The 22,971-nt window shown below is 73.3% G+C and carries 18 protein-coding genes and 1 pseudogene; 15 read left to right on the forward strand and 4 right to left on the reverse strand.

Annotated features, from left to right (window positions below; all coding sequences use genetic code 11):
* The first annotated feature begins 34 nt into the window (after positions 1-34).
* The 3 genes from mshB (at position 35) to AB0F98_RS07060 (ending at position 1,953) form a co-directional block, all read left to right on the forward strand.
* Positions 35-958, forward strand: a complete 924-nt coding sequence (gene mshB / locus AB0F98_RS07050; protein WP_357729946.1) for an N-acetyl-1-D-myo-inositol-2-amino-2-deoxy-alpha-D-glucopyranoside deacetylase — start codon at positions 35-37, stop codon at positions 956-958.
* 17 nt (positions 959-975) lie between these two features.
* Positions 976-1,410 carry a hypothetical protein gene (locus AB0F98_RS07055; protein WP_357730887.1) on the forward strand — a complete coding sequence of 145 codons (435 nt, stop codon included), beginning with the start codon at positions 976-978 and terminating at the stop codon, positions 1,408-1,410.
* Positions 1,411-1,488: 78 nt separating this feature from the next.
* Positions 1,489-1,953: a hypothetical protein gene (locus tag AB0F98_RS07060; protein ID WP_357729949.1), complete on the forward strand. Its 465-nt coding sequence runs from the start codon at positions 1,489-1,491 to the stop codon at positions 1,951-1,953.
* 63 nt (positions 1,954-2,016) lie between these two features.
* Here AB0F98_RS07060 and AB0F98_RS07065 read toward each other — a convergent pair whose 3' ends face one another.
* The gene (locus tag AB0F98_RS07065; RefSeq protein ID WP_357729952.1) at positions 2,017-3,120 is read right to left on the reverse strand and encodes a GNAT family N-acetyltransferase; all 1,104 of its coding nucleotides are present in this window, start codon (positions 3,118-3,120) and stop codon (positions 2,017-2,019) included.
* 79 nt (positions 3,121-3,199) lie between these two features.
* On the opposite strand from AB0F98_RS07065, the gene fdxA reads away from it, so the two are divergent.
* From fdxA to AB0F98_RS07090, 5 genes are read left to right on the forward strand one after another with little or no spacing between them, the layout of a single operon-like run.
* Complete coding sequence (gene fdxA, locus AB0F98_RS07070) at positions 3,200-3,526, forward strand: ferredoxin (RefSeq protein WP_076466513.1); 327 nt, start codon at positions 3,200-3,202, stop codon at positions 3,524-3,526.
* Positions 3,523-4,632 (forward strand): succinyldiaminopimelate transaminase, encoded by a 1,110-nt coding sequence (gene dapC, locus AB0F98_RS07075; protein ID WP_357730890.1) that lies wholly within the window; start codon positions 3,523-3,525, stop codon positions 4,630-4,632. The genes fdxA and dapC overlap by 4 nt, the downstream gene beginning before the upstream one ends.
* Before the next feature lie 48 nt (positions 4,633-4,680).
* Entirely contained in the window at positions 4,681-5,694 is a 1,014-nt protein-coding gene (locus tag AB0F98_RS07080; RefSeq protein WP_357729956.1) for a prephenate dehydrogenase/arogenate dehydrogenase family protein, read from the forward strand.
* Between the two features lie 54 nt (positions 5,695-5,748).
* Entirely contained in the window at positions 5,749-6,390 is a 642-nt protein-coding gene (locus tag AB0F98_RS07085) for an SIMPL domain-containing protein (protein ID WP_357729959.1), read from the forward strand.
* Complete coding sequence (locus tag AB0F98_RS07090; protein WP_357729962.1) at positions 6,390-7,037, forward strand: nucleoside/nucleotide kinase family protein; 648 nt, start codon at positions 6,390-6,392, stop codon at positions 7,035-7,037. Before AB0F98_RS07085 ends, AB0F98_RS07090 begins: the two co-directional genes overlap by 1 nt.
* Positions 7,038-7,059: 22 nt before the next feature.
* On the opposite strand, the gene AB0F98_RS07095 is transcribed toward AB0F98_RS07090, so the two are convergent.
* Entirely contained in the window at positions 7,060-7,617 is a 558-nt protein-coding gene (locus AB0F98_RS07095; protein ID WP_357729966.1) for a sugar O-acetyltransferase, read from the reverse strand.
* Between the two features lie 137 nt (positions 7,618-7,754).
* Between AB0F98_RS07095 and AB0F98_RS07100 the strand changes: the two genes are divergently transcribed.
* On the forward strand, positions 7,755-11,087 hold the full coding sequence (locus AB0F98_RS07100; protein WP_357729969.1) for a S8 family serine peptidase: 3,333 nt from the start codon (positions 7,755-7,757) through the stop codon (positions 11,085-11,087).
* A gap of 53 nt (positions 11,088-11,140) precedes the next feature.
* On the opposite strand, the gene dapD is transcribed toward AB0F98_RS07100, so the two are convergent.
* Complete coding sequence (gene dapD / locus AB0F98_RS07105; protein WP_357729972.1) at positions 11,141-12,100, reverse strand: 2,3,4,5-tetrahydropyridine-2,6-dicarboxylate N-succinyltransferase; 960 nt, start codon at positions 12,098-12,100, stop codon at positions 11,141-11,143.
* Between the two features lie 78 nt (positions 12,101-12,178).
* Between dapD and dapE the strand changes: the two genes are divergently transcribed.
* The gene (gene dapE, locus AB0F98_RS07110) at positions 12,179-13,252 is read left to right on the forward strand and encodes a succinyl-diaminopimelate desuccinylase (RefSeq protein ID WP_357729977.1); all 1,074 of its coding nucleotides are present in this window, start codon (positions 12,179-12,181) and stop codon (positions 13,250-13,252) included.
* A gap of 73 nt (positions 13,253-13,325) precedes the next feature.
* On the opposite strand, the gene AB0F98_RS07115 is transcribed toward dapE, so the two are convergent.
* The gene (locus AB0F98_RS07115; protein WP_357729980.1) at positions 13,326-13,493 is read right to left on the reverse strand and encodes a hypothetical protein; all 168 of its coding nucleotides are present in this window, start codon (positions 13,491-13,493) and stop codon (positions 13,326-13,328) included.
* Between the two features lie 176 nt (positions 13,494-13,669).
* On the opposite strand from AB0F98_RS07115, the pseudogene AB0F98_RS07120 reads away from it, so the two are divergent.
* The 5 genes and pseudogenes from AB0F98_RS07120 to AB0F98_RS07140 all read left to right on the forward strand — a co-directional run.
* Positions 13,670-14,488 (forward strand): annotated as a pseudogene (locus AB0F98_RS07120) (TIGR00730 family Rossman fold protein); the annotation flags it as partial.
* A 117-nt stretch (positions 14,489-14,605) separates the two neighbouring features.
* Positions 14,606-15,151 (forward strand): TIGR00730 family Rossman fold protein, encoded by a 546-nt coding sequence (locus AB0F98_RS07125; protein ID WP_357729983.1) that lies wholly within the window; start codon positions 14,606-14,608, stop codon positions 15,149-15,151.
* Between the two features lie 471 nt (positions 15,152-15,622).
* The gene (locus tag AB0F98_RS07130) at positions 15,623-19,039 is read left to right on the forward strand and encodes an ATP-dependent DNA helicase (RefSeq protein ID WP_357729986.1); all 3,417 of its coding nucleotides are present in this window, start codon (positions 15,623-15,625) and stop codon (positions 19,037-19,039) included.
* Between the two features lie 38 nt (positions 19,040-19,077).
* Complete coding sequence (locus tag AB0F98_RS07135; protein WP_357730893.1) at positions 19,078-22,461, forward strand: ATP-dependent DNA helicase; 3,384 nt, start codon at positions 19,078-19,080, stop codon at positions 22,459-22,461.
* A 197-nt stretch (positions 22,462-22,658) separates the two neighbouring features.
* Positions 22,659-22,862, forward strand: coding sequence for a cold-shock protein (locus tag AB0F98_RS07140; RefSeq protein WP_076466503.1), 204 nt, complete (start codon positions 22,659-22,661; stop codon positions 22,860-22,862).
* Positions 22,863-22,971: the final 109 nt, after the last annotated feature.

The following is a 22,971-nucleotide window of genomic DNA, read 5'->3' on the forward strand; positions in this document are numbered from 1 at the left end:
CGTTGGCGTCGGCCGGACGGAACCGCCGGTTAGAGTGACGGGCGTGACGACCCTGCCCGACCGCCGCCTGCTGCTGGTCCACGCGCACCCCGACGACGAGACCATCGCCACCGGCTCGACGATGGCCCACTACGCCGCCACCGGCGCGCACGTGACGCTGGTGACCTGCACGCTCGGCGAGGAGGGCGAGATCCACGTGCCGGCCCTGGCACAGCTCGCCGCCGACCAGGCCGACCAGCTCGGCGGCTACCGGATCGCCGAGCTGAACGCCGCCTGCGCCGCGCTGGGCGTCACCGACCACCGCTTCCTCGGCGGCGCGGGCCGCTACCGCGACTCCGGGATGATGGGGCTGGCCACCAACGAGCACCGCCGGGCCTTCTGGCAGGCCGACCTGGACGAGGCCGCCGGACACCTGGTCGAGGTCATGCGCGAGATCCGGCCGCAGGTCATGATCACGTACGACGAGAACGGCTTCTACGGGCACCCGGACCACATCCAGGCGAACCGGGTGGCGATGCGCGCGGTCGAGTTGGCCGAGGCCGAGGGCGTCGCCCCGGCCAAGGTCTACTGGACGGCCATGCCGCTCAGCGTGCTCAAGGCCGGCATGAACCAGTTCGTCGAGTCGTCCGACAACCCGTTCGCCGGCATCGACGACGTCTCGGAGTTGCCGTTCGGCACTCCCGACGAGCAGATCGCGGCCCGGATCGACGCCACCGAGCGGCACGCCGCGAAGCAGGCCGCGATGCGCGCCCACGCCACCCAGATCCCGGCTACCTCGTGGCTCTACACGATCGCCGGCAGTATCGGCGGCGAGTTCATGGGCGTGGAGTACTACACCCTCGCGAAGGGGGAGAAGGGGCCGGGCAGCGGCCCGTACGGCTGGGAGGACGACCTCTTCGCCGGCCTCGTCGACGACCGCCCGGACCGGGCCCCGGCAGCGGCGGCCGGTCTGCGGTGACACTGCCCGCCGCCCCGATGCCGCTCGCCCCGGAAGAGACCAGCCCGCCGCCGGCGGGGCCGCCGCCGCACCTGCTCGACCTCGGTCTCAGGGTGGCCGGCGGTCTCGTGGCGATCGTGGCCGGTGTGGTGACCGGGGTGCTGGAGTTGCTGCTCGCCACGCTCCGGGTGGCGGGCCAGCTCATCGGCCTGTCGGTGCTGGTGGCGGTCGCCGCGAACATCGCGCTCGGCTGGTTCGCCCACCAGGCAGTCGGGCGCCGCTGGTCGGTGGCGCTGCCGGCGGTGCCGTGGTTCCTGCTGATGGTTGTCGCGGCGGTCCGGACGTCCGAGGGGGACCTGCTCCTCGCCGGTGACAACTGGGTCGGCCTCGTCATGATCGTTGCTGGCGCGATGACCTTCGCCGTGGTGGGTTTCCGCCAGATCCTCGCACCGCCTCCGTCCCCACACGGGTGATGACGAGACACAGGTTCGAGTGGTAGATATTCCTGCCAGGAAACCGTTCGAGGGAACGGTGTGGCGGGAGGTCGTGCGATGGACAGGCGTTGGCGCGACATCGGGGTGCTCGCCGGGGTGCTCTTCGCGATCAACGTGGTCGCCCGGCTGATCATCCACTTCGGTTTCGACGGCGACGACACCGTCGCCGACCGGGTGTCGCTCGGCATGTTCGTACTGATCGGCGTGATCCTCGCCGCGGTCGCCTTCGTGTGGGCGCGGCGTCGACCGCTGGGCGACTGGGCGGCCGACGTGGCGGGCGCGGTGCTTGTCGCGATGGTGCTGACCGTGCTGGTCGGCCCGCTGCTGGTCGGCGACAGCCCGTTCGCCGGGGGCGCGGGCACGTTCTTCGCCCAGATCTGGCTCTACCTCGGGGCCACGCTGGTGGGGACGCTGGTCGGCTACCTGGTCGCCACCGCGCTCGGCCTCGATCACCGGTCGCAGAGCCTCAAGCGGTACACCGAGTTGAAGGCAGCCAAGCCCCCCAAGGTCGTCCGCCGCTGAACCCGGTCCGGGCGGTCGAGCTGACCCGGCCAGGTCGGGCTCGGGTCGCGCTCCCCGGACGGGTCAGTGCGGTGCGACGCGGGTCAGGTACGTGTGGTGGGTGGTGAAGCCGAGGCGCCGGTAGAGGGCCACGGCCGCGGTGTTGCCCTGTTCGACCTGGAGGAAGGCGTGCGTGGCGCCGGCCTGCGCACCCCACTGGGCGAGCGCGCGGACGATCCGGCCGGCCAACCCCTGCCGGCGGGCCGCCGGTAGCACCTCGATGAGGGTCAGCCCCAGCCAGCGTCCCCGCCCGGTCACCGTGCCCCGGCCGATCCCGACCAGCGTGCCGTCGGCGTACGCGTGCGCGAAACGGACCTGGTCCACGGCGGTCAGCACGTGGCGGGCGGCGTCCGGCAGGCCCGCCTTGCGGTCGCCCACGACAGCCAGCCACTCCGGCGTGGGGGCGGGCATCAGCCGGACCACCGCCAGCTCGCCGGGCCCCTTCCGCGCCGCCGGGTCCGCCGATCCACCATCCGGCGCCGGCATCCGCTCCGGGTGCGGCGGCGCGGCCTGAGCCGGTGCGGCGGGCACCTGCGCGGCGGCGTCGTCGGGCGTGTGTGGTTGCCGCCGAACAGCGCCGCCGGCCGGCGAGGCGGCGTGCGCCAGGGGCAGCGGTGCGGTCTGCACCAGCACCGGTGGCCGGCTGCGCCAACCCCGGGCGTCCAACTCGGCGCCGACCGGAGCGGCGAGCGGCAGCGGGGTGTTCACCATCGGGGGAAGCCCGCGTTCGGCGTACCACCGCTCGACCGCGTCGAGGGCTGCCGGCAGCGGCCGGTCCGGGTCGCCGACCGGCAGCGCCGAGTTGGCCCGGCCGGTCCAGCCGTCGGCGGCACGCAGCAGCCAGCCGCCCAGCGGTTCGTGCGTCGGCGCCGGCCAGGCCTCGTCGGCGGCCAGCTCCAGATCGATCACGGCTGCGGCGGTGGGACGGCGCGCCGGTGGCACCCGCTTGGCGCGGTGCACCTGGGACCTGGGCACCCGCAGCGGGCCCTGGGCGGTGGCCAACGTGAGATGGGTCTCGTCCAGCTCGACCAGCTCGCCGAGGGCGTCGGAGAAGAGCGGTCGGCCTTCGCGAATGCCTACAATCCGCCGAATCACGATCCGGTGTCCCACATCCTGCTGACCCAGCACGATCGACCCCCTCCCCGGCGAGATACTAGGCTCTTACCGTCGCGGGAGATCGCGGCGCGTCTTGCGGAGGAGAAGACCGGTGACCTACATCATCGCCGAGCCGTGCGTGGATGTGCTCGACAAGGCATGCATCGAGGAGTGCCCGGTCGACTGCATTTACGAGGGCAACCGGATGCTCTACATCCACCCCGACGAGTGCGTCGACTGTGGTGCCTGTGAGCCCGTCTGCCCCGTCGAGGCGATCTTCTACGAGGACGACGTCCCGGAGCAGTGGAAGGACTACACCGGCGCCAACTACGAGTTCTTCGAGGACCTCGGCTCGCCCGGTGGCGCCTCGAAGATCGGCAAGGTGGAGAAGGACGCGGCGTTCGTCGCCGCGCAGCCGCCCCGCGGCGAGGGACACTGAACCGCCCCGCGCCGGTCTCGGCGCGCCTGCCGGAGTTCCCCTGGGACACCCTGGACGCGTCGGCCACCGTGGCCGCGGCGCACCCCGACGGTCTGATCAACCTATCCGTCGGCACGCCGGTCGACCCGGTGCCCCAGGTGATCCGGCAGGCGCTGGCTGACGCGTCCGACGCCCCCGGCTACCCGCTGACCGCCGGCACCCCCGCACTGCGGGCGGCGATCAGCGCCTGGGTGGCCCGCGCCTGCGGCGCCGGGGTGGACGGTCTGGGCGTGCTGCCGAGCATCGGCTCCAAGGAGCTCGTCGCCTGGCTGCCGACCCTGCTCGGGATCGGGCCCGGTGACGTGGTCGTGGTGCCGTCGGTGAGCTACCCGACGTACGAGGTCGGTGTCCGGCTCGCCGGCGCCACGGCGGTACGCAGCGACTCGCTGACGTCGGTCGGCCCGAACTCGCGGGTCCGGCTGGTCTGGGTCAACTCGCCGGGAAACCCGACCGGCAAGGTTCTGCCCGCCCGCCACCTGCGCAAGGTGGTCGACTGGGCACGTGAACGGGGCGCCGTCGTCGCCAGTGACGAGTGCTACCTGCCCCTGGGCTGGTCGGCCGAGCCGGTCTCGGTGCTGTCGCCCGAGGTCTGCGGCGGCTCGTACGACGGCGTGCTGGCGGTGCACTCGCTCTCCAAGCGTTCGAACCTGGCCGGCTACCGGGCCGGTTTCGTGGCCGGGGATCCCGCGCTGGTGGCCGAGTTGCTCGCGGTGCGCAAGCACGCCGGCATGATCGTGCCCGCACCCGTGCAGGCGGCGATGGTGGCAGCCCTGCAGGACGAGCAGCACGCCGAGGAGCAACGGGAGCGCTACCGGGCGCGGCGCGAGACGCTGCACCAGGCATTCGACGCGGCCGGCTTCACCATCGAGCACTCGGAAGCGGGCCTCTACCTCTGGGCGACCCGCGGTGAGGACTGTTGGAAGACCGTCGACTGGCTGGCCCGCCGGGGCATCCTCGTCGCCCCGGGCGCCTTCTACGGCCCGGCCGGTGAGCAGCACATCCGGATCGCGCTGACCGAGTCCGACGAGCGCGTCGCGGCGGTGGCCGGCCGGCTCGCCGAGGGCTGAGGTCGTGCCGTCATCCGTGGCGGCACGACCGGGACGCCGAGGGACGTGATGGTGGACAGATCAGTCGGGCCGCCGAAGGTCGCGGTGGTGGGCACTGGCCTCATCGGCGGTTCCATCCTGCTCCGGCTGCGCGAGGCGTACCCGGACGTCGCCGGTTGGGACCAGGATCCGGCGACCCGTGCCCTGGGCCGTGACCAGGGCGTTCGTTTCCCCGACGAGCTGGCGGACGCGGTCCGGGACCGGGACGTCGTGTTCCTCGCCGGGCCGCTCTCGAGCCTGCCGGAGACCCTGCTCACCGTGGCCAGGCAGACCGGTGACCACTGTGTGATCACCGATGTCGGCAGCACCAAGGGTGCGGTGACCCGCTTCGCCGTCGAGCAGGGTCTGGCCGGCCGGTTCGTGCCCGGCCACCCCATGGCGGGCACCGAGCGCTCCGGGCTGGCGGCCGCCGTGCCCGAACTCTTCGACGGCGCGGCCTGGGTCCTCTGCCCGGCGTCCGAGGGGATCGGGCCCTTCCGGCTGCTGGCCGGCCTCCTCGTGACGGTGTTCTCGGCCCGCGTGGTGCCGATGGCGCCGATGGTGCACGACTTGGTGGTCGCCCTCTCGTCCCACGTCCCTCACCTGCTTGCGGGCAGCCTCGCCGGAGCGGCGGCCGACGTGGACGTCCGGGACGCCGTGCTCGGCCTGGCCGCCGGGAGCTTCCGGGACGGCACCCGGGTGGTGGGCACGCCCGCGGAACGCATCGCGGACATGCTCTTCCAGAACCGGGACCAGGTGCTCCGCCAGCTGGAGCAGGTCCGCGCGGTACTCGACGGGCTGGTCGACGCCATGCGCCGGGACGACCAGGACGGGCTGGTCGAGCGCTATCGGCAGGCACAGGAGCTGCGCCATGCGCTGTTCGCTCGGACGCTGGACGAGTGCCGCAGTGAGTTCCCGGCCGGTGGGGATCACACCACCGAGCTGGCGTACCTGCTGGAGCTGGGTTCCGCCGGCGGCTACCTGACCGGCTGCGAGACCGGTGCGGACGTGGTGAAGTACGTCGGTCGCCGGCCGCAGGCGTGAGTGTGGGCTGAGCACTGCCCGACGTCCGGCGGCGGCCACGACTAGGGTGAGGGCATGGTGGACGGGCCGGTGGTGACGGTACGCGGGGAGGCATACCGGGAGGTGGCGCCGGAGCTGGCCACGTTCACGGTCACCGTGACGGCCCGCGACCGGGACCGTGAGACCACCCTGACCAGGCTGGCCGAACGGGCCGCCGCCGTCCGGGTGCTGCTGGACGGCGAGGGCACGGCGATCGACCGGAGGGAAACCGGTGACCTGCGGGTGCGACCGGAGACCCGGCGTACCACCGAGCGGGTGGTCGCCTGGCACGGCGCTGTCACCACCACCGTCACGGTCAGCGACTTCACCGCCCTCGGCGAGCTCATGCTCCGCCTCGCCGAGCAGGATCAGGTGGAGATCGCCGGGCCCTGGTGGTCGCTGCGGCCGGACAGCCCGGCGTACCGGCAGGTGCGGCACGCCGCGATCGCCGAGGCGCTGGCCCGGGGCCGGGAGTACGCCGAGGCGCTGGGTGCACGCGTCACCGCGCTGATCGAGCTCGCGGACACCGGCGTCGAGCGGCCGATGATGGCCCGGATGGCGTACGCCGGCGGCCCCGAGGCGGGCGGACGGCCGGAGCTCGACCTCGATCCGCAGCCGCAGAGCGTGCAGGCCGCCGTGCAGGCGCGGTTCGCGATCACCGAGGCGGTCCTGAGCTGATGGCGCAGGCACGCGTGCTCCCGGTCGAGGAGCTGATCGAGCGGGCGCGCTCGCTGGCCGAGGAGGGTCCCCGCCAGCTGCTCGGCATCGCGGGCGCCCCGGGGGCGGGCAAGTCCACCCTCGCCGAGCGGATCGTCGCCGAGGTCGGGCCGGCCGCCCGGCTGGTGCCGATGGACGGTTTCCACCTCGCCCAGTCGGAGCTGGAGCGGCTCGGCCGCGCCGACCGCAAGGGCGCGGCCGACACCTTCGACGCCAACGGGTACGTCTCCCTGCTGCGTCGGCTGCACCGGCTCGAACCGACCTCCGTCTACGCGCCCGCGTTCCGCCGAGACCTGGAGGAGCCGATCGCCGGAGCCATCGAGGTGCCGCCGGCGGTGCGCCTGGTGGTGACCGAGGGCAACTACCTGTTGCTGTCGCAGAGCCCCTGGGACGAGGTGCGGTCTCTGCTGCATCAGGCCTGGTTCCTCGACCTGGACGCCGAGCTGCGGCTGCGCCGGCTCACCGCCCGGCACGTCGCGTACGGCCGGTCCGAGGCGGAGGCGCGGGCGTGGGCGATGGGCAGCGACGAGCGGAACGCGGCGCTGGTGACCGGCACCGCCGACCGGGCGGACCTGGTGGTGCGGTTGACCGAGGCACCTCCGGGGTGACGGCACCTCAGGCCTGATCGGGTCATTCGACGGGGCGTACGGGGCGAGCGGGATTGCCGAGCGCGACGACGTTCGGTGGTAGGTCGCGGGTCACCACGGCGCCCGCGCCGACTACCGTGTTCGCCCCGACGTTCACCCCGGCGAGCACGATGACGCCCCCGCCGAGCCAGACGTTGTCGCCGAGCGTGATCGGCCTGGCCGATTCCCACTTCGTCCGGCGCGGCTCCGGCTCGACGGGGTGTGTCGGGGTGAGCAGTTGGACGTTCGGCCCGACCTGGACGTCGGCACCGATGGAGATCGGCGCGACGTCGAGGAAGACCGCGTTGAAGTTGACGAAGCAGCGCGGCCCGATCCGGATCCGTGAGCCGTAGTCGCAGTAGAACGGTGGCCGGATCCAGGTGTCGTCGCCCACCGCGCCGAGCAGGTCCCGCAGGGCCGCGAGCCGGGCCTGGGGGTCGTCGGCCGGGCTGGTGTTGAAGCGTTCCATCAACCGCGTGGCGCGGGCCAGGTCGGCGGCGATCTCCGGGTCGTCGGCCCGGTACAGCTCGCCGGCGAGCATACGTTGCTTCATGGACGTCACCGGCAGATCATCCCGATCTTTCACACCTACTGCCGGTAAGTCCGTCAATTTTCCGACTCTTCGTTGTATACCGCGTATGCAATGCTGACCGACGTCGATGTCTCCATCGGTTACGACGCCTCAGCTAGGAGGACCCGTTGCACCGAACACGGAAGTTGACCGGAGCAGCTCTCACGCTCACCCTCGTGCTCGCCGCGCCGGCGGTCGCGGTGGCCGCACCGGCGGCCGTCCCGCCCGCGCCAACGGCCGAGCCGGCCTCGTCGACGCCCACCGACCACCCGAACACCGTCACCCTGCTCACCGGAGACAAGGTGACCGTCTCCTCGTCCGGTGGCGCCAGCGTGCGACCCGCCCCCGGGCGTGAGCACGTACGCTTCCTGACCCGACGGGATCAGGGGCGGCTCTCGGTCGTGCCGCAGGACGCGCTACCGCTGATCGGCAGCGGCCGCGTCGACCCGCGGCTCTTCGACGTCACCGGGCTGATCGCCGCCGGCTACGACGACACCCGGCGCGACGACCTGCCGGTGCTGCTGCGCCAGCGCAGTGGCGCCGATCGGCGCGCCGCCGCCCCGGCGGACGTCACGGTCACCCGGGACCTGCCCGCGATCGACGGGGTGGCCGGCACGGTCGACAAGGATCGGGCGGACGAGTTCTGGGCGACGGTCACCGGCCGGTCCGGCGCCAGAGCCGGCGCGGGGGGTGCCGACCGGATCTGGCTCGACGGCCGGCGTCGGGTCACGCTCGACCACAGCGTCCCGCAGATCGGGGCACCGGCCGCCCACGCGGCCGGCTACACCGGCGCGGGCGTACGCGTCGCGGTGCTCGACACCGGTGTGGACACCAACCACCCGGACCTGACCGGCCGGGTGGCCGAGGCACGTAACTTCACCGAGGACCCGGCCCCGGGCGACCTGGTGGGGCACGGCACCCACGTCGCCTCGATCATCGCCGGCAGCGGCGCCGCCTCCGGCGGTAGCTACCGGGGGGTCGCACCGGACGCGACACTGCTCTCCGGCAAGGTCTGCGAGACCAGTTTCTGCACCGACTCGGCCATCCTCGCGGGCATGCACTGGGCCGCCGTCGAACAGCAGGCGGACGTGGTGAACATGAGCCTCACCGGCCCGGACACGCCGGAGACCGATCCGCTCGAGGAGGCGGTGACCCAGCTCACCGAGCAGACCGGCACCCTCTTCGTGGTCTCCGCCGGCAACGACGGCGGCTTCGCGCCGGTCGGCTCGCCCGGCACCGCCGACGCGGCACTCGCGGTCGGTGCCGTTGATCGCGACGACGAACTCGCCGACTTCTCCAGCCGCGGGCCGCGGGTCGGCGACGAGGCGATCAAGCCGGACCTCACCGCCCCGGGAGTGGAGATCGTCGCGGCCCGGGCCGCGGACGGCCAGATCGGCGAGCCGGTGGGTGAGTCGTACGTCGCCATCTCCGGCACGTCGATGGCCGCGCCGCACGTCGCGGGCGCGGTCGCGCTCCTCGCCCAGCAGCACGGCGACTGGACGGCCGGTCAGCTCAAGGCGACACTGATGGCCTCGGCCAGGCCGCACCCGGAGCGGACCGCGTACGAGCAGGGTGCCGGGCGGGTCGATGTGGCCCGGGCGATCGGTCAGACCGTCACCAGCGACCCGGTGAGCGTCTCGTTCGGGCGGGCGGTCTGGCCGCACGACGACGACACGCCGATCAGCCGGCAGGTGACCTGGCGCAACGACGGCCCGGCCGCGCTCACCCTGGACCTCACCCTCGACGTCACCGGCCCGGACGGGGCACCCGCGCCGGGCGGGATGTTCGCCCTGAGCGCCGGCCAGGTGACCGTGCCGGCCGGCGGTACGGCGACCGCCACGGTCACCGCCGACACCCGGGTCGGCGACACCGACGGGTACTACACCGGCCGGGTGGTCGCCCGATCCGGTGACACGGTCGCGGTCACCCCGGTCGCCGTGCACCGGGAGGTGGAGAGCTACACGCTCACCGTCCGGCACCTGGACGACACGGGTGCGGCGACGGCCGGCCACAGCACCACGCTGGTCGACCTGGCGGACACCAGCAGCCACGACCTGTACGACCCGGACGGCACCGCGCAGGTCCGCGTGCCAAAGGGGCGGTACGCCCTGGTCAGCTACCTGTACGGCGGCGACGAGCAGGATGCCCGTACCGCGCTGCTCGCCCGCCCGGAACTGGTGCTCGACCGGGACACCGAGCTCACCGTCGACGCCCGGCGGGCGAAGCCGGTGAGCACCACGGTGCCGGACCGGAAGGCCACCCCGCAGCTGATCGACATCGGAGCGAACGTCCTCGCCGTCAACGGCAATTCGTACGGCTTCAGCCTGCTGAGCTTCGATTTCACCGGCCTGTTCAGTGGCCAGATCGGCCCGGACGGCGACGCGGACCGCTTCGTCGGCACGGTGAGCAGCCAGTGGGCCGACCGGGACGCCGCCAGCAGCCCGTATCTCTACGCGGTCAGCGAGGGTTTCCCCGGCCGCATGCCGACCGGCTTCGACCGGCGCTACCGCCCCAGTGACCTGGCCACCGTCACCCACACGTTCCGCGGCGGGTACCCCGGTCTGGAGGCGGAGCGGGCGGTCTATCCGCAGGTGGGGCCGGCCGGGGGTGGCTGGGCCGTCGTGCTGCCGACCGCGGTGCCGGGACAGCGCGTCGAGCACTACAACACCCGCGGCGTGCGCTGGAACTCCGAGCTGAACTTCGGCGTGCGTGCCGAGGACGGGTGGCTCGAACCTCGTGCCGTCCTGTCCAGCGACGTCGCGTCCTACCGGGCCGGCAGACACCTGCGGGAGAGCTGGAACACGGCACCGTACGGGCCGTCCTTCCCGGAGCCGCGCTGGCCGGGGCAGGGCATCACCCGCCAGGGCGACCTGCTCGTACTCGACGTGCCGCTGCACAGTGACGCGTCCGGTCACGCCGGCGGGTCGCTTCCCGACAGCGCCCGGACGGCTCTCTACCGCAACGGGAAACTGATCGGGGAGAACACCGACCCGGGGTTCGGCATGTTCGAGGTCCCGGCGGCCGCCGCCGGTTACCGGCTGGAGACCGTGACGCGACGCGGCTTCACCGATCTGAGCACCGAGGTCGGTGCGGCGTGGACGTTCCGCTCCTGGCACGTACCCGGTGACGACTTCGCCCGGCTGCCCGCGATGGCGGTCCGCTTCGCGCCACCGCTGGACGCGGCGAACAGCGCGCCCGCCGGCCGGAGCTTCGTCATCCCGGTCCAGGTGGAGCGGCAGCCGGGGACGCCCTCGGCCCGCGTCGCCGCGCTGGCCGTCGAGGTCTCCTACGACGGTGGCTCGACCTGGCAGCGGGCGAAGGTCCAGCAGACCCGCGACGGCTGGAAGGCCACGGTCCGGCACCCGGCCGGCCCCGGGTACGCCTCGCTGCGGGCCACCGCACGGGACAACGCCGGTGACACGGTGACCCAGCACATCATCCAGGCGTACCGCTTGAGGTGAGGGTGGGCTCCTCCGGGCCGGCGGGCGACCGCGGGCCCGGAGGAGTCACCGCGTCAGTCGTTGGCGTGCAGTGCGGCGTTCAGCTCGATGCCCCGGCCGGTGCGCGGCTTGGCCTCCAACGCGCCGGTGACCGAGTTGCGCCAGAAGAGCAGACCGTCCACGCCGGAGAGGTCACGGGCCTTGACGACCCGGCCGTCCGGCAGAGTGATCTTCGAGGCGGCGGTGATGTAGCAGCCGGCCTCGACCACGCAGTCGTCGCCGAGGGAGATGCCGACGCCGGCGTTCGCGCCGATCAGGCTCCGCTCACCGATGCGGATCCTCTCGGTGCCGCCGCCGGAGAGAGTGCCCATGATCGAGGCGCCGCCACCGATGTCGGAGCCGTCGCCGACCGCCACACCCTGCACGATCCGCCCCTCGACCATCGAGGTGCCGAGCGTGCCGGCGTTGAAGTTCACGAACCCCTCGTGCATCACGGTGGTGCCGGATGACAGGTGCGCGCCGAGGCGCACCCGGTCGGCGTCGGCGATGCGCACCCCGGAGGGCACCACGTAGTCGGTCATCCGGGGGAACTTGTCCACCCCGTACACGGTCAGGTGGCGACCGGCGGCCCGCTCGATCACCCGCAGCTCGTCGACCCGCTCCGGCGGGCACGGCCCGGCCGAGGTCCAGGCCACGTTCGCCAACTTGCCGAAGATGCCGTCGAGGTTGAGTCCGTTCGGCCGCACCAGGCGGTGGGAGAGCAGGTGCAACCGGAGGTACGCGTCCGGCGCGTCCTTGATCGGATCGTCCAGTGAGCCGATGACGGTGATCACCTGGACGGTACGCAGACCGGGCAGGGTCCGCTCGCCGACCGACGAGGGCGGCAGGTCGAGCACGTCCGCCTTCTCCTCGCCGGGCACCAGCGGAAGCTCGCCGAGCCCCAGCTTGCCGGTCGGGTACCAGGTGTCGAGCACCTGCTCGTCGGCGGTGACCGTGGCCAGGCCGATGCCCCAGGCGGATTGCGCGGACGTCACTGATTCACCTCTCGTTCGCGGTCGCGGGGACGCAAGCTCGCTCGGCCCCCCACCGGCTCTGACGGTACCGTGCGAACCATGGAGAACCCGTTGACCCCCGAGGTCCTCGCCGATCCGGTGGCGCTGACCCGCGCCCTCGTCGACATCGAGTCCGTCTCCCTCAACGAGAAGGCGATCGCGGACTGCGTCGAGGAGGTGCTCCGGGGGGTGCCGCACCTGACCACGTACCGGCACGGCAACACGGTGATGGCGCGGACCGAGCTGAACCGTGCGCAGCGGGTGGTGCTGGCCGGGCACCTCGACACGGTGCCGTTGAACGACAACTTCCCCTCCACCATGCGTGGCGATCTGATGTACGGCTGCGGCACCTCGGACATGAAGTCGGGTGTGGCGTACGCCCTGCACCTGGCGGTGACCCTGCCCGACCCCTGCTACGACGTCACGTACTTCTTCTACGAGGCGGAGGAGATCGAGTCGCAGTACAACGGGCTGCGCCTGGTCGGCGAGGCGCACCCCGAGTGGCTCCAGGCGGACTTCGCGGTGCTGCTGGAACCGACGTACGGCATCGTCGAGGCCGGTTGCCAGGGGACCATGCGGGCGATCGTCACCACACACGGCGAGCGGGCGCACGCGGCCCGGTCCTGGCACGGCGTGAACGCCATCCACGGTGCCGGTGAGGTGTTGCGCCGCCTCACCACGTACGAGGCGCGACGGGTGACCATCGACGGCTGTGACTACCGCGAGGGGCTCAACGCGGTACGCATCAACGGCGGGGTGGCCGGCAACGTCATTCCCGACCGCTGCGAGATCGAGATCAACTACCGGTACGCCCCGGACCGTGACCCGGCGGCCGCCGAGGCGCATCTGCGGGAGGTCTTCGCCGGCTTCGACCTGGCGGTGACCGATGCGGCGGCCGGCGCTCTGCCCGGGCTGGAGGCGCCCCCGGCGAGGGAGTTCCTGGCGGCGGTCGGTGCGGCACCGATCGGCAAGCTGGGCTGGACCGACGTGGCCCGTTTCGCGGCGCTGGGCATTCCGGCGTTGAACTTCGGTCCCGGCGATCCGAACCTGGCCCACCACAAGGACGAGCACGTCGAGATCAGCAAGATCCGGGACGGAGCGGCCACCCTGCACCGCTGGCTGGCCGCGGTCTGAGCTCGTACACGGGATCAGGAGGCTCGCGGTCGATGGCGCGAGCCTCCTGATCGGTTCCGGCCTGGGCTGGTGGTCAGAGTTGAGCGGTGAGGGACGGGTCGGAGGTCTGCCGGACGTCCTCGCCGGTCGGCTCGCCGCCGGCCGGCTCCATCTGGCGGGCGCGGCGGCGCTCGGCCACCACGTCGCGGATCCGCCGTTGCATCTGACGACGGATCCGGATCATCTCGCTGTTGCTGATCACGCTGGCTCCTCCCCCGAAGGCGCGCGCCGGGCATACCCGGTATGTGAATAGTAAGACGTGCGGGCGACCGTTTTAGTTGCCCAAGATCGCGAACTATTTCTCCGCTGTCTCGCCACGCGCTTCTCGCGTTCTCGCCCCGCGCACCCGGCCGAAGCCGCTCCACTACGGTTGCTTGCATGAGTCAGAGCAACGGGCGGGAGGCGGACCGGCAACCCGGGCGGGAACGACACCGGGGCGCGGTCACCCTGCGTCGGCAGGCAATCCCGAGTAGCACCGCCGATCAGCGGTTGCTCGATTCCCGGGGGCGGAGCGACTGGAAGACCAGGGACGCCTGGCGGGCGCTGCGCATCCTCTCGGAGTTCGTGGAGGGCTTCGACACCCTCGCCGATCTTCCCCCGGCGGTCAGCGTCTTCGGCTCCGCCCGCAGCGGTCCGGACAGCCCTGAGTGCCGGCTGGCCGAGGAGCTGGGCGAGGCGCTTGCCCGCGCCGGCTACGCGGTGATCACCGGCGGTGGCCCGGGCGTGATGGAGGCCGCCAACCGGGGCGCCAGCAGGGCCGGCGGCCTCTCGGTCGGGCTGGGCATCGAGCTCCCCTTCGAGCAGGGCATCAACGACTGGGTCGACCTCGCCATCGACTTCCGCTACTTCTTCGCCCGCAAGACCATGTTCGTCAAGTACGCCCACGGGTTCGTCGTGCTCCCCGGCGGGTTCGGCACCATGGACGAGCTCTTCGAGGCGCTCACCCTGGTACAGACCGGCAAGGTCACCCGGTTCCCGGTGGTGCTGATGGGCACGGAGTACTGGCGCGGACTGATCGACTGGCTCCGCGACACGATGGCGGCCGACGGCAAGATCGGACCGGTCGACCTGGAGCTCATCTGCCTCACCGACTCCGTCGACGCGGCGGTCCGGCACATCGTCGAGGCCGAGGCGGCGCTCTCCGCCGAGCAGGAGGCGGTCCGGGAGGAAGCGGTGGCCCGCGTCGCCGCCGACCAGCTGGACGCGGCCACGGCTGCCGACCAGCGTGACGCCGCGGTGGCTGCCGACCAGCGTGACGCGGCGCCGGCTGCTGGCCGACTCGACGACACCCGCGGGGCGGGGGAGAGCTGAGCAGTGGCTGCGATCTGTGTCTTCTGCGCCTCCTCTCGAACGCTCGACCAGCGCTGGCTCGACCTGGCCACCGACACCGGCGCGGAGATCGCCCGGCGCGGGCACACCCTGGTGAGCGGTGGCGGCTGCGTCGGGATGATGGGCGCGGTCGCCGACGGCGCGCGGGCGGCCGGCGGGCCGACCGTCGGGGTGATACCGCAGGCACTGGTTGACCTGGAGGTCGCCGACCTGCGATCGGACGAGCTGTTGGTCACGGACTCGATGGCCAGCCGCAAGACCCTGATGATCGACAAGTCGGACGCGTTCCTGGCGCTGCCCGGTGGGCTCGGCACCTTGGACGAGCTCTTCGAGGTCTGGACGACCGCCACCCTCACCATGCACGCCAAGCCGATGGTGCTCGTGGATGCGGACCGCTTCTACCAGCCACTGCTGGCCTGGCTCGCCGACCTCACCGATCAGCACTTCCTCAAGCCGGCCGGCCTCGACCTGCTCACCGTCGTCGACTCCGTCCCCGCCGCCCTGGACGTCCTCGAGTCCCACCTCGCCTGACCACCCCCCCTCCCCCTCTCCCTCCCCTCCCTACCCGACCCCCGGCCCCTGTTGATCATGAAGTTATTGCTCGTGGCATCGGCGTGTCGGCGCAATAACTTCATGATCACCCGGCATCGGGATGGGTGGTGGGGTGGCGGGGGTGGGGGTGTCGTAGGGGCGTGGTGGGATGAGCTGATGCAGGCGTACCGGTTGGTGCGTCGGCCCGCAGGGCCGACCGACGGGCTCAGCCGGCCCGGGGGGTCGGCTGAAGGGGCCGCCCTGCCCGGAGGGTCGGGTGACGGGGGCGCCCTGCCCGGGGGGTCGGGTCACGGGGGCGAGCTGACTGCGTCCGGTGTGGCTGCCGGGGACGGCACGTCGGCGCGGCCGGCAGGTGATCGGCCGGGCCGAGCTCAGGGCGATGGCGCAGATCCGGGGTCGTTCGCGGATGAGCGCTCGGATGGCCGGCCGTGGCGCCCGGGCGACGGGTCGATGTGGCGGGCCGACCCGGTGCAGGCGGAGGTCATCGGGCACACCGACGGGCCGATGCTGGTGCGGGGCGGTCCGGGCACCGGCAAGACCAGCACACTCATCGAAGCGGTCGCGGCGCGGGTGGCGGAGGGCGTCGACCCCGAGCGCATCCTGGTGCTCACCTTCAGCCGCCGGGGGGCCACCGCGCTACGCCACCGGATCGAGGCCCGGGTGGCCCGCGACGGCCACCGGGTGCTCCGTGAGCCGCTGGTCCGCACGTTCCCGGCGTACGCGTTCGGGTTGCTCCGCCGGGCCGCCGCCGAGCGGGGCGAGCCGTCACCCCGGCTGCTCACCGGTCCGGAGCAGGATCTCATCATCCGGGAACTGCTGGACGTGGTCGGCGAGGAGCCGGAGGACGACCCGGTCGGTTGGCCGGAGGACCTACGACCGGCGCTACGCACGCGCGCCTTCGCCGCCCAGTTGCGGGACCTGCTGATGCGCGCCGCGGAACGCGGGGTCGGCCCGGTCGAGCTCGCCCGCCTCGGCGAGAGGCTCGGCCGCGCCGACTGGCCGGCCGCCGCACGGTTCCTGCGGGAGTACGTGGCCGTTCTGGCGCTGCGAGACGTGAGCAACCGCGGCTCGATCGCGTACGACCCGGCCGAGCTGGTCCGGGCCGCCACCGGGCTGCTGCGCGACGACGAGGAGTTGCTCGCGGCCGAGCGGCGCCGGCTGGCGTACGTCTACGTCGACGAGCTGGCCGACACCGACCCCGCCCAGCTGGACCTGCTCGCCGTGATCGCCGGCGATGGCAAGTCCCTGATCGCCTTCGCCGACCCGGATTCGTCCACGTACGCCTTCCGCGGCGCCGACCCGGCCGGGGTGACCACGTTCCCGTACCGGTTCCGGACGGCGTCCGGCGCGCCGGCGGCACAGGTGTTGCTCGGCACCTCCTACCGGGCCGGTTCCCGGCTGCTGGCCGCGGCCGGTCGGGTCGCCCGCCGGCTGCGTGGCCCGGCCGCGCACCGCAGGATGAGGCCTTTGCCCGAGGCTCCGCCCGGGGCGGTGGAGGTGCACACGTTCCGCTCGGCGACCAGCGAGGCGGCCTGGCTGGCCCACACGTTGCGTACGGCGCATCTGCTCGACGGGGTGCCCTGGTCGGAGATGGCGGTGCTGCTCCGGTCGACCGCGCTGCAGTTGCCCACCCTGCGACGGGCGCTGCACGCCGCCGGGGTGCCGACGGTCGTGCACGGCGAGGACCTGCCGCTGCACCTGCAACCGGCGGTCGCGCCGCTGCTCCTGCTGCTGCGCTGCGCGCTCGAGCCGGAACGGCTCGACGAGGAGGCGGCGGTCGCGCTGCTGCACTCGCCGCTCGGCGGAGCCGATCCGCTGGCCGAGCGTCGGCTGCGGCAGGGCCTGCGCGCCCTGGCGCTGGCCACCGGAGACCGGCGTCCCTCCGGCGAGCTGCTCGTCGATGCGCTGCGGGACCCGGCGGAGCTGGCCGGTATCGACCGGCGCTGGGCCGAACCGGCGCAGACCGTGGCGGGGCTGCTGGCCGGCGCACGGGAGGCGGCCGAGCGTCCCGGCGCGACGGTTGAGGACGTGCTCTGGGCGGTCTGGCAGGCCAGCGGGCTGGCCGAACGGTGGGCCGGCGCGATCACCCGGGGACGACCGGTGCCGGGCGAGGGGGACGTCGCCCGGCGGCGCCGCGCCGAGGCCGCTGACCGGGACCTCGACGCGGTGATGGTGCTCTTCGACGCGGCGGCCCGGTTCACCGACCGGTTGCCCGGCGCGCGTACGGAGGTGTTCCTCGATCACGTGCTCGGGCAGGAGCTGCCGGCCGACACCCTGGCCCCGACCGCCGACCGGGGCGACGCCGTCCGGCTGCTCACCGCGCACGCGGCCAAGGGCCTGGAGTGGGATATGGTCGCGATCGCCGGTGTGCAGGAGGGGGTCTGGCCCGACCTGCGGTTGCGGGGCAGCCTGCTCGGCTCCGAGCGGCTGGTCGACGTGCTCGCCGGCCGCGCCGTCGACGGGGGCAGCGTGGCCACCGTGGTCGGGCAGACCTCGGCGCTGCTCGACGAGGAGCGGCGGCTGTTCCATGTCGCGGTGAGCCGCGCCCGGCGCCGGCTGCTGGTCAGCGCGGTCGCGTCGGCGGCGGTGGGCGGGGACGACCACGAGGAGCAGCCGAGCCGGTTCCTGTACGAGCTCGGGCCGGTCGACCCACCCGGCGTTGACCCGACCCCGCTGGGCGTTGACCCGACCCCGCCGGGCCTCGACTCGACTCCGTCCGGTGAGGACCCGGCCCCGCCCGGCCCGCGACCCACGCCGGAGGACGGCCCGGACGATCGTGCGTCGGGCGAGGACCAGACCGATCGTGTCCGTGCGGCGGCCGGCGCGCGACCCGCGGAGTTGCCCATCACCCGGCCCCCCCGGGCGCTCACGTTGCCGGCTCTCGTCGCCGAACTGCGTACGGTGGTGGTCGACCCGGCGGCCCAGTACGCCCGGCGGCGCGCCGCGGCGGCCGAGCTGGCCCGGCTGGCGGCCGCCGGGGTGTCCGGCGCGCACCCGGACGACTGGTGGGGGCTTCGCGGGCTCTCCGACGACCGGCCGCTGGTGGACGAGGGAGAGCCGGTCCGGGTGACCCCCTCGGCGATGGAGAGCGCGCTGCGGTGCAGCCTGCGCTGGCTGCTGGAGCGGCACGGCGGCAGCGCGCCGGCCAGTACCGCGCAGGGAGTGGGCAACCTGGTGCATGCCGCCGCGATGCTCGCCGAGGATGCCAGCGCCGACCGGGGCGCGCTGCTCGACTACGTGGCCGCCCGATTCGACGCGATCGAGCTGGCCGCCCGCTGGATGGCCGGGCCGGAGCGGTCGCGTGCCGAGGCGATGGTCGACAAGCTGCTGCGATGGCTGGCCGGCAATCCGCGGCGGCTGCTCGCCATCGAGCACGAGTTCGCCGTACGCCTGGACGACCCGCACCACCCGGTCGACCTGGTCGGCCGGGTGGACCGGCTGGAGGTCGACGCCGACGGGCGGCTCGTGGTGGTCGATCTGAAGACCGGTAAGTCCACCGCAGTGACCGGCAGCGACCTGGCCGAGCATCCGCAGCTGGGCGCCTACCAGGCGGCGGTCGAGGCCGGGGCGTTCGCCGACTTCGGTGACGAGTCCGGCGGTGCCGCCCTGGTGCAGTTGGGCACGACGGCGAAGGACGCCAAGGAGCAGAGCCAGCCGCCGGCCGCGCAGGGACCCGAGGCCGGCTGGGCGACCGCGCTGGTGCGACGTACCGCCGATACGATGGCTGCCGCCACCTTCGCCGCGGTGGCGAACTCGAAGTGCCGGGTCTGCCCGGTGCGTACCAGCTGCCCGGTCTCCGGGCAGGGACGCCAGGTCGTCGAACCGCCGGCCGTCCGTCGCCAGGGGAAACCGGAACGTGGGGAGTGAGCTTGAGCCCCGCAGTCGCGAACGAGGGCCAAACCGCCCTGTTCGGCACCGCCACCCCGGCACCCAGGGTGGCCGACGCCGGCCCCCGCTACACCCCGGTCGAGCTGGCCCGGCTGCTGCGGCTGCCGGCACCCACCCGGGAACAGGCGGCGATCATCTCCGCGCCGGTGGAGCCGCTGCTGGTGGTCGCGGGCGCCGGGTCCGGCAAGACGGAGACGATGGCCGCCCGGGTGGTCTGGCTGGTGGCCAACTCGTACGTCCGCCCCGAGCAGGTGCTCGGGCTGACGTTCACCCGTAAGGCCGCCGGGGAGCTGGCCCACCGCGTCCGTACCCGGCTCGACCAGCTGATCCGGCGTATCGGGCGGCGGCAGCGGGATCCGCTGGACGACCCGCTCGCCGGTGAGCCGACGATCGCCACCTACCACTCGTACGCCGGGCGGATCGTCACCGAGCACGGGCTGCGCGCCGGTTACGAGCCGTCCACCCGGCTGCTCACCGAGGCGTCCCGTTGGCAGTTGGTGGACCTGCTGGTGCGCAACTTCGACGGCGACATGTCCGCGGTGGACAGGATGCCGAGCACCGTCACCGACGCGGTGCTGGCGCTCGCCGGTGAGCTGGACGAGCACCTGGTCGATCCGGATGAACTGGCCGCCTGGACCGGCCGGTTCTTCGCGGAGGTACAGACCCGCCCCGGCCGGGTCTACGCCGACGTGCGCAAGGCGCTCCAACTCCAGCAGACGCGTCTCAAGCTGCTTCCCCTGGTCCGCGCGTACGCCCGGCGCAAGGACGACTTCGAGGCGATGGACTTCGCCGACCAGTTGGCCCGGGCCGCCCGGGTGGCGCGGGACCACCCGGCGGTCGGGGTGATCGAGCGGGACCGTTACCGGGTGGTGCTGCTCGACGAGTACCAGGACACCAGCCATGCCCAGGTGGTGTTGCTCACCGCCCTGTTCGGCGGCGGGCATCCGGTGACGGCGGTCGGTGACCCGTGCCAGTCGATCTACGGCTGGCGGGGAGCGTCGGCGGGCACGCTGGACCGGTTCCCCACCGAGTTCGCGCGCCGTGACGGTACGCCCGCTCCCGCGCTCGGCCTCACCACCAGTTGGCGCAACCGTCCGGAGATCCTCGGGGTGGCGAACGCGCTGGCCACGCCGCTGCGGGCCGCGGGCGCGCGGGTCCCGGAGCTGCACGCCGCGCACACCGTACGCGACCCGATTCCGCACCGCAGCCCCCGCGGCGCGGCCGGCGGCACCGTGCACTGCGCGCTGCTCGAGACGTACGCCGACGAGGCGGCGTGGATCGCCGACAGTGTGCTGGCGGCCTGGCGGGGTGCGGCCCGGATGCCCGAAGCGCTGCCCGAGCACATTCCGGTGGCGCAGCGGCCGACGACGGCTGTGCTGGTCCGGGTGCGCAGCCAGATCCCGGCGATCGAGTCGGCGCTGCGTGAACGGGGCCTGCCCGTCGAGGTGGTGGGCCTGGGTGGTCTGCTGGACACCCCGGAGGTGCGGGACGTGGTCTGCACTCTGCGGGTGCTGGCCGACCCGACCGACGGTGCGGCGCTGCTGCGACTGCTCACCGGCGCGCGCTGGCGGATCGGACCGCGTGACCTGGTGGCGCTGCACCGGCGGGCCCGCGCCATCGCGGGGGCCCGGCGTCAGCTCGCCACGGACGGTACGCCCGAGATCACGCCGGACCAGTTGGACGAGGCGACGCTCGTCGAGGCGCTGGCCGACCTCGGCCCGGCGCAGGCGTACTCGGCGGAGGGCTACGCGCGGCTGCGCGCGTACGGCCGGGAGTTGGCGCTGCTCCGCTACCGGCTCGACCAGTCGCTGCCGGATCTGATCGCGGACGTCGAGCGGACCATCGGCCTGGACGTGGAGGTGGCGGTCCGGGCCGGTCGGGACGGCACCGGTGACGCCGGTCTCGCCCGCGGTCACCTGGACGCGCTCGGCGACGTGGCCGCCCGGTTCAGCGGTGAGTCGCCGGGGGCGACGCTCTCGGCGTTCCTGGCGTACCTGGCCGCCGCGGAGGACGAGGAGCGTGGCCTCAGCCCGGGCGAGGTCGAGGTCGTCGAGGGCGCGGTGCAGGTGCTCACCGCGCACGCGGCCAAGGGTCTCGAGTGGGATGTGGTGGCGGTCGCCGGCCTCACCCGTGGCGTCTGGCCGGGTCTGGTCCGCAACTCCGACCACTGGCTCGGTGGGCTGGGCGTACTGCCGTTCCCGCTGCGCGGTGACGCCGACGGCCTGCCCCGGTTGGACCTCACCGAGGTGACCGACCAGCGTGGCGTGGCCCGGGCGTTGACCGACTTCACCGACGACTGGCGGGCGCACGACGAGCGTGAGGAACGGCGGCTGGCGTACGTCGCCGTGACCCGTCCCCGCCGTCTGCTGCTCTGCTCCGGCTACTGGTGGGGGGAGGGGACCAAACGGGCGCGCGGCCCGTCGGTCTTCCTGCGCGAGGTGCACGATGCCTGTTTGGACGGCGGGCCGGGCCATTTGGTCGACGTCTGGGCCTCCGAGCCGGCACCGGATGCGGTGAACCCCACCACCGAGGTGGTGCTCCGGGCGGAATGGCCGGCCGACCCGTTGGGTGCGCGCCGGCCGGCGCTGGCCGAGGCCGCCGCGATGGTCCGGCGGTTCCTGGCCGAGGCGCCGGAGGGTGTGGCCGGGAGTGACGCCGGGCCGGATCCGGTGGCGGACGATCCGGAGGTGGCGCGCTGGCGGCGCGAGGTCGATCTGCTGCTGGCCGAGCGGGCCGAGCTGACTCGGGCCACGGGAGTGGTCGAGGTGGCCCTGCCCGGTCACCTGACGGTCACCCAACTGGTGGCGCTGCGCCGTGACCCGGCCGGGCTGGCCCGTACGCTGCGCCGCCCGACACCCAGCGCACCGAACCCGTACGCCCGCCGGGGCACCGCCTTCCACACCTGGTTGGAGCAGCGGTTCGGCGCGGACCGGCTGCTCGACCTGGACGAGCTGCCGGGCGCGGCCGACGCGGACGCCGCCCCGGACGAGGCGCTCACCGAGCTGCAGGAGCGCTTCCTGGCGAGTGAGTGGGCCGAGCGGGTGCCGGTCGAGGTGGAGGTTCCGTTCGCCACGGTGATCGCGGGGGTGGTGGTCCGGGGGCGGATGGACGCGGTCTTCAGCCGCCCGGGCGGGCGGTACGACGTGGTGGACTGGAAGACCGGCGCACAGCCCACGGGTGCGGCGGCGGAGGCGGCGGCCGTGCAACTGGCCGTCTACCGGCTGGCCTGGGCGGAGCTGGCCGGGGTGCCGGTCGACCGGGTGGGCGCGGCGTTCCACTACGTACGGGACGGGGTGACGGCCCGGCCCGCGGACCTGCTCGACGTGTCCGGGTTGGCGGCGCTGATCGCCGCCGTACCGGAGGGCGTGGAAGGTGGTACGCCGCACGCCCGTTCGTGGTAGGTTGGGGTTGTTGCAGTTTTGGTTACCAGAGACTCTGTGTGCGCCTGGTGGATTGTGGCCCCAGGCGCACTTTGTTGTGTCCGGAGTTCTCCGGGCGGGGCGACCAGCAGCGACAGGCACTCGACGCGATTCGGCGTGGGGCGCTCCTCCGGGCCCGCAGCAGGTGCGGGTCCGACGTTCCGTCAAGGAGACGAAACATGGCAATTGGCACGGTCAAGTGGTTCAACGCTGACAAGGGCTTCGGGTTCATCACCCCGGACGACGGCGGCGCCGACGTCTTCGCGCACTTCTCGGCGATCCAGTCCTCCGGCTACCGGAGCCTGGACGAGAACCAGCGGGTCGAGTTCGAGGTGACGCAGGGCCAGAAGGGCCCGCAGGCGGCCAACATCCGCCCGCTCTGATCGTCGGGTAACACCGCACCATCCACCGCGCCCATCGGGGCACGGTGACGGTGACCGGCCCGCCGCCGTGCGCGGCGGGCCGGCTCCGTACTCCATTCGGTTCGTGCTT

Source organism: Micromonospora sp. NPDC023737 (genome assembly GCF_040639715.1).
Lineage (GTDB): Bacteria > Actinomycetota > Actinomycetes > Mycobacteriales > Micromonosporaceae > Micromonospora.

Bases quoted from the DNA above. Each gene is read 5' to 3' on its own strand.
- AB0F98_RS07055 (WP_357730887.1), top strand. From the start codon at position 976: ATGCCGCTCGCCCCGGAAGAGACCAGCCCGCCGCCGGCGGGGCCGCCG.
- AB0F98_RS07060 (WP_357729949.1), top strand. From the start codon at position 1,489: ATGGACAGGCGTTGGCGCGACATCGGGGTGCTCGCCGGGGTGCTCTTC.
- AB0F98_RS07080 (WP_357729956.1), top strand. From the start codon at position 4,681: ATGGTGGACAGATCAGTCGGGCCGCCGAAGGTCGCGGTGGTGGGCACT.
- AB0F98_RS07085 (WP_357729959.1), top strand. From the start codon at position 5,749: ATGGTGGACGGGCCGGTGGTGACGGTACGCGGGGAGGCATACCGGGAG.
- AB0F98_RS07090 (WP_357729962.1), top strand. From the start codon at position 6,390: ATGGCGCAGGCACGCGTGCTCCCGGTCGAGGAGCTGATCGAGCGGGCG.
- dapE (WP_357729977.1), top strand. From the start codon at position 12,179: ATGGAGAACCCGTTGACCCCCGAGGTCCTCGCCGATCCGGTGGCGCTG.
- AB0F98_RS07130 (WP_357729986.1), top strand. From the start codon at position 15,623: ATGTGGCGGGCCGACCCGGTGCAGGCGGAGGTCATCGGGCACACCGAC.
- AB0F98_RS07140 (WP_076466503.1), top strand. From the start codon at position 22,659: ATGGCAATTGGCACGGTCAAGTGGTTCAACGCTGACAAGGGCTTCGGG.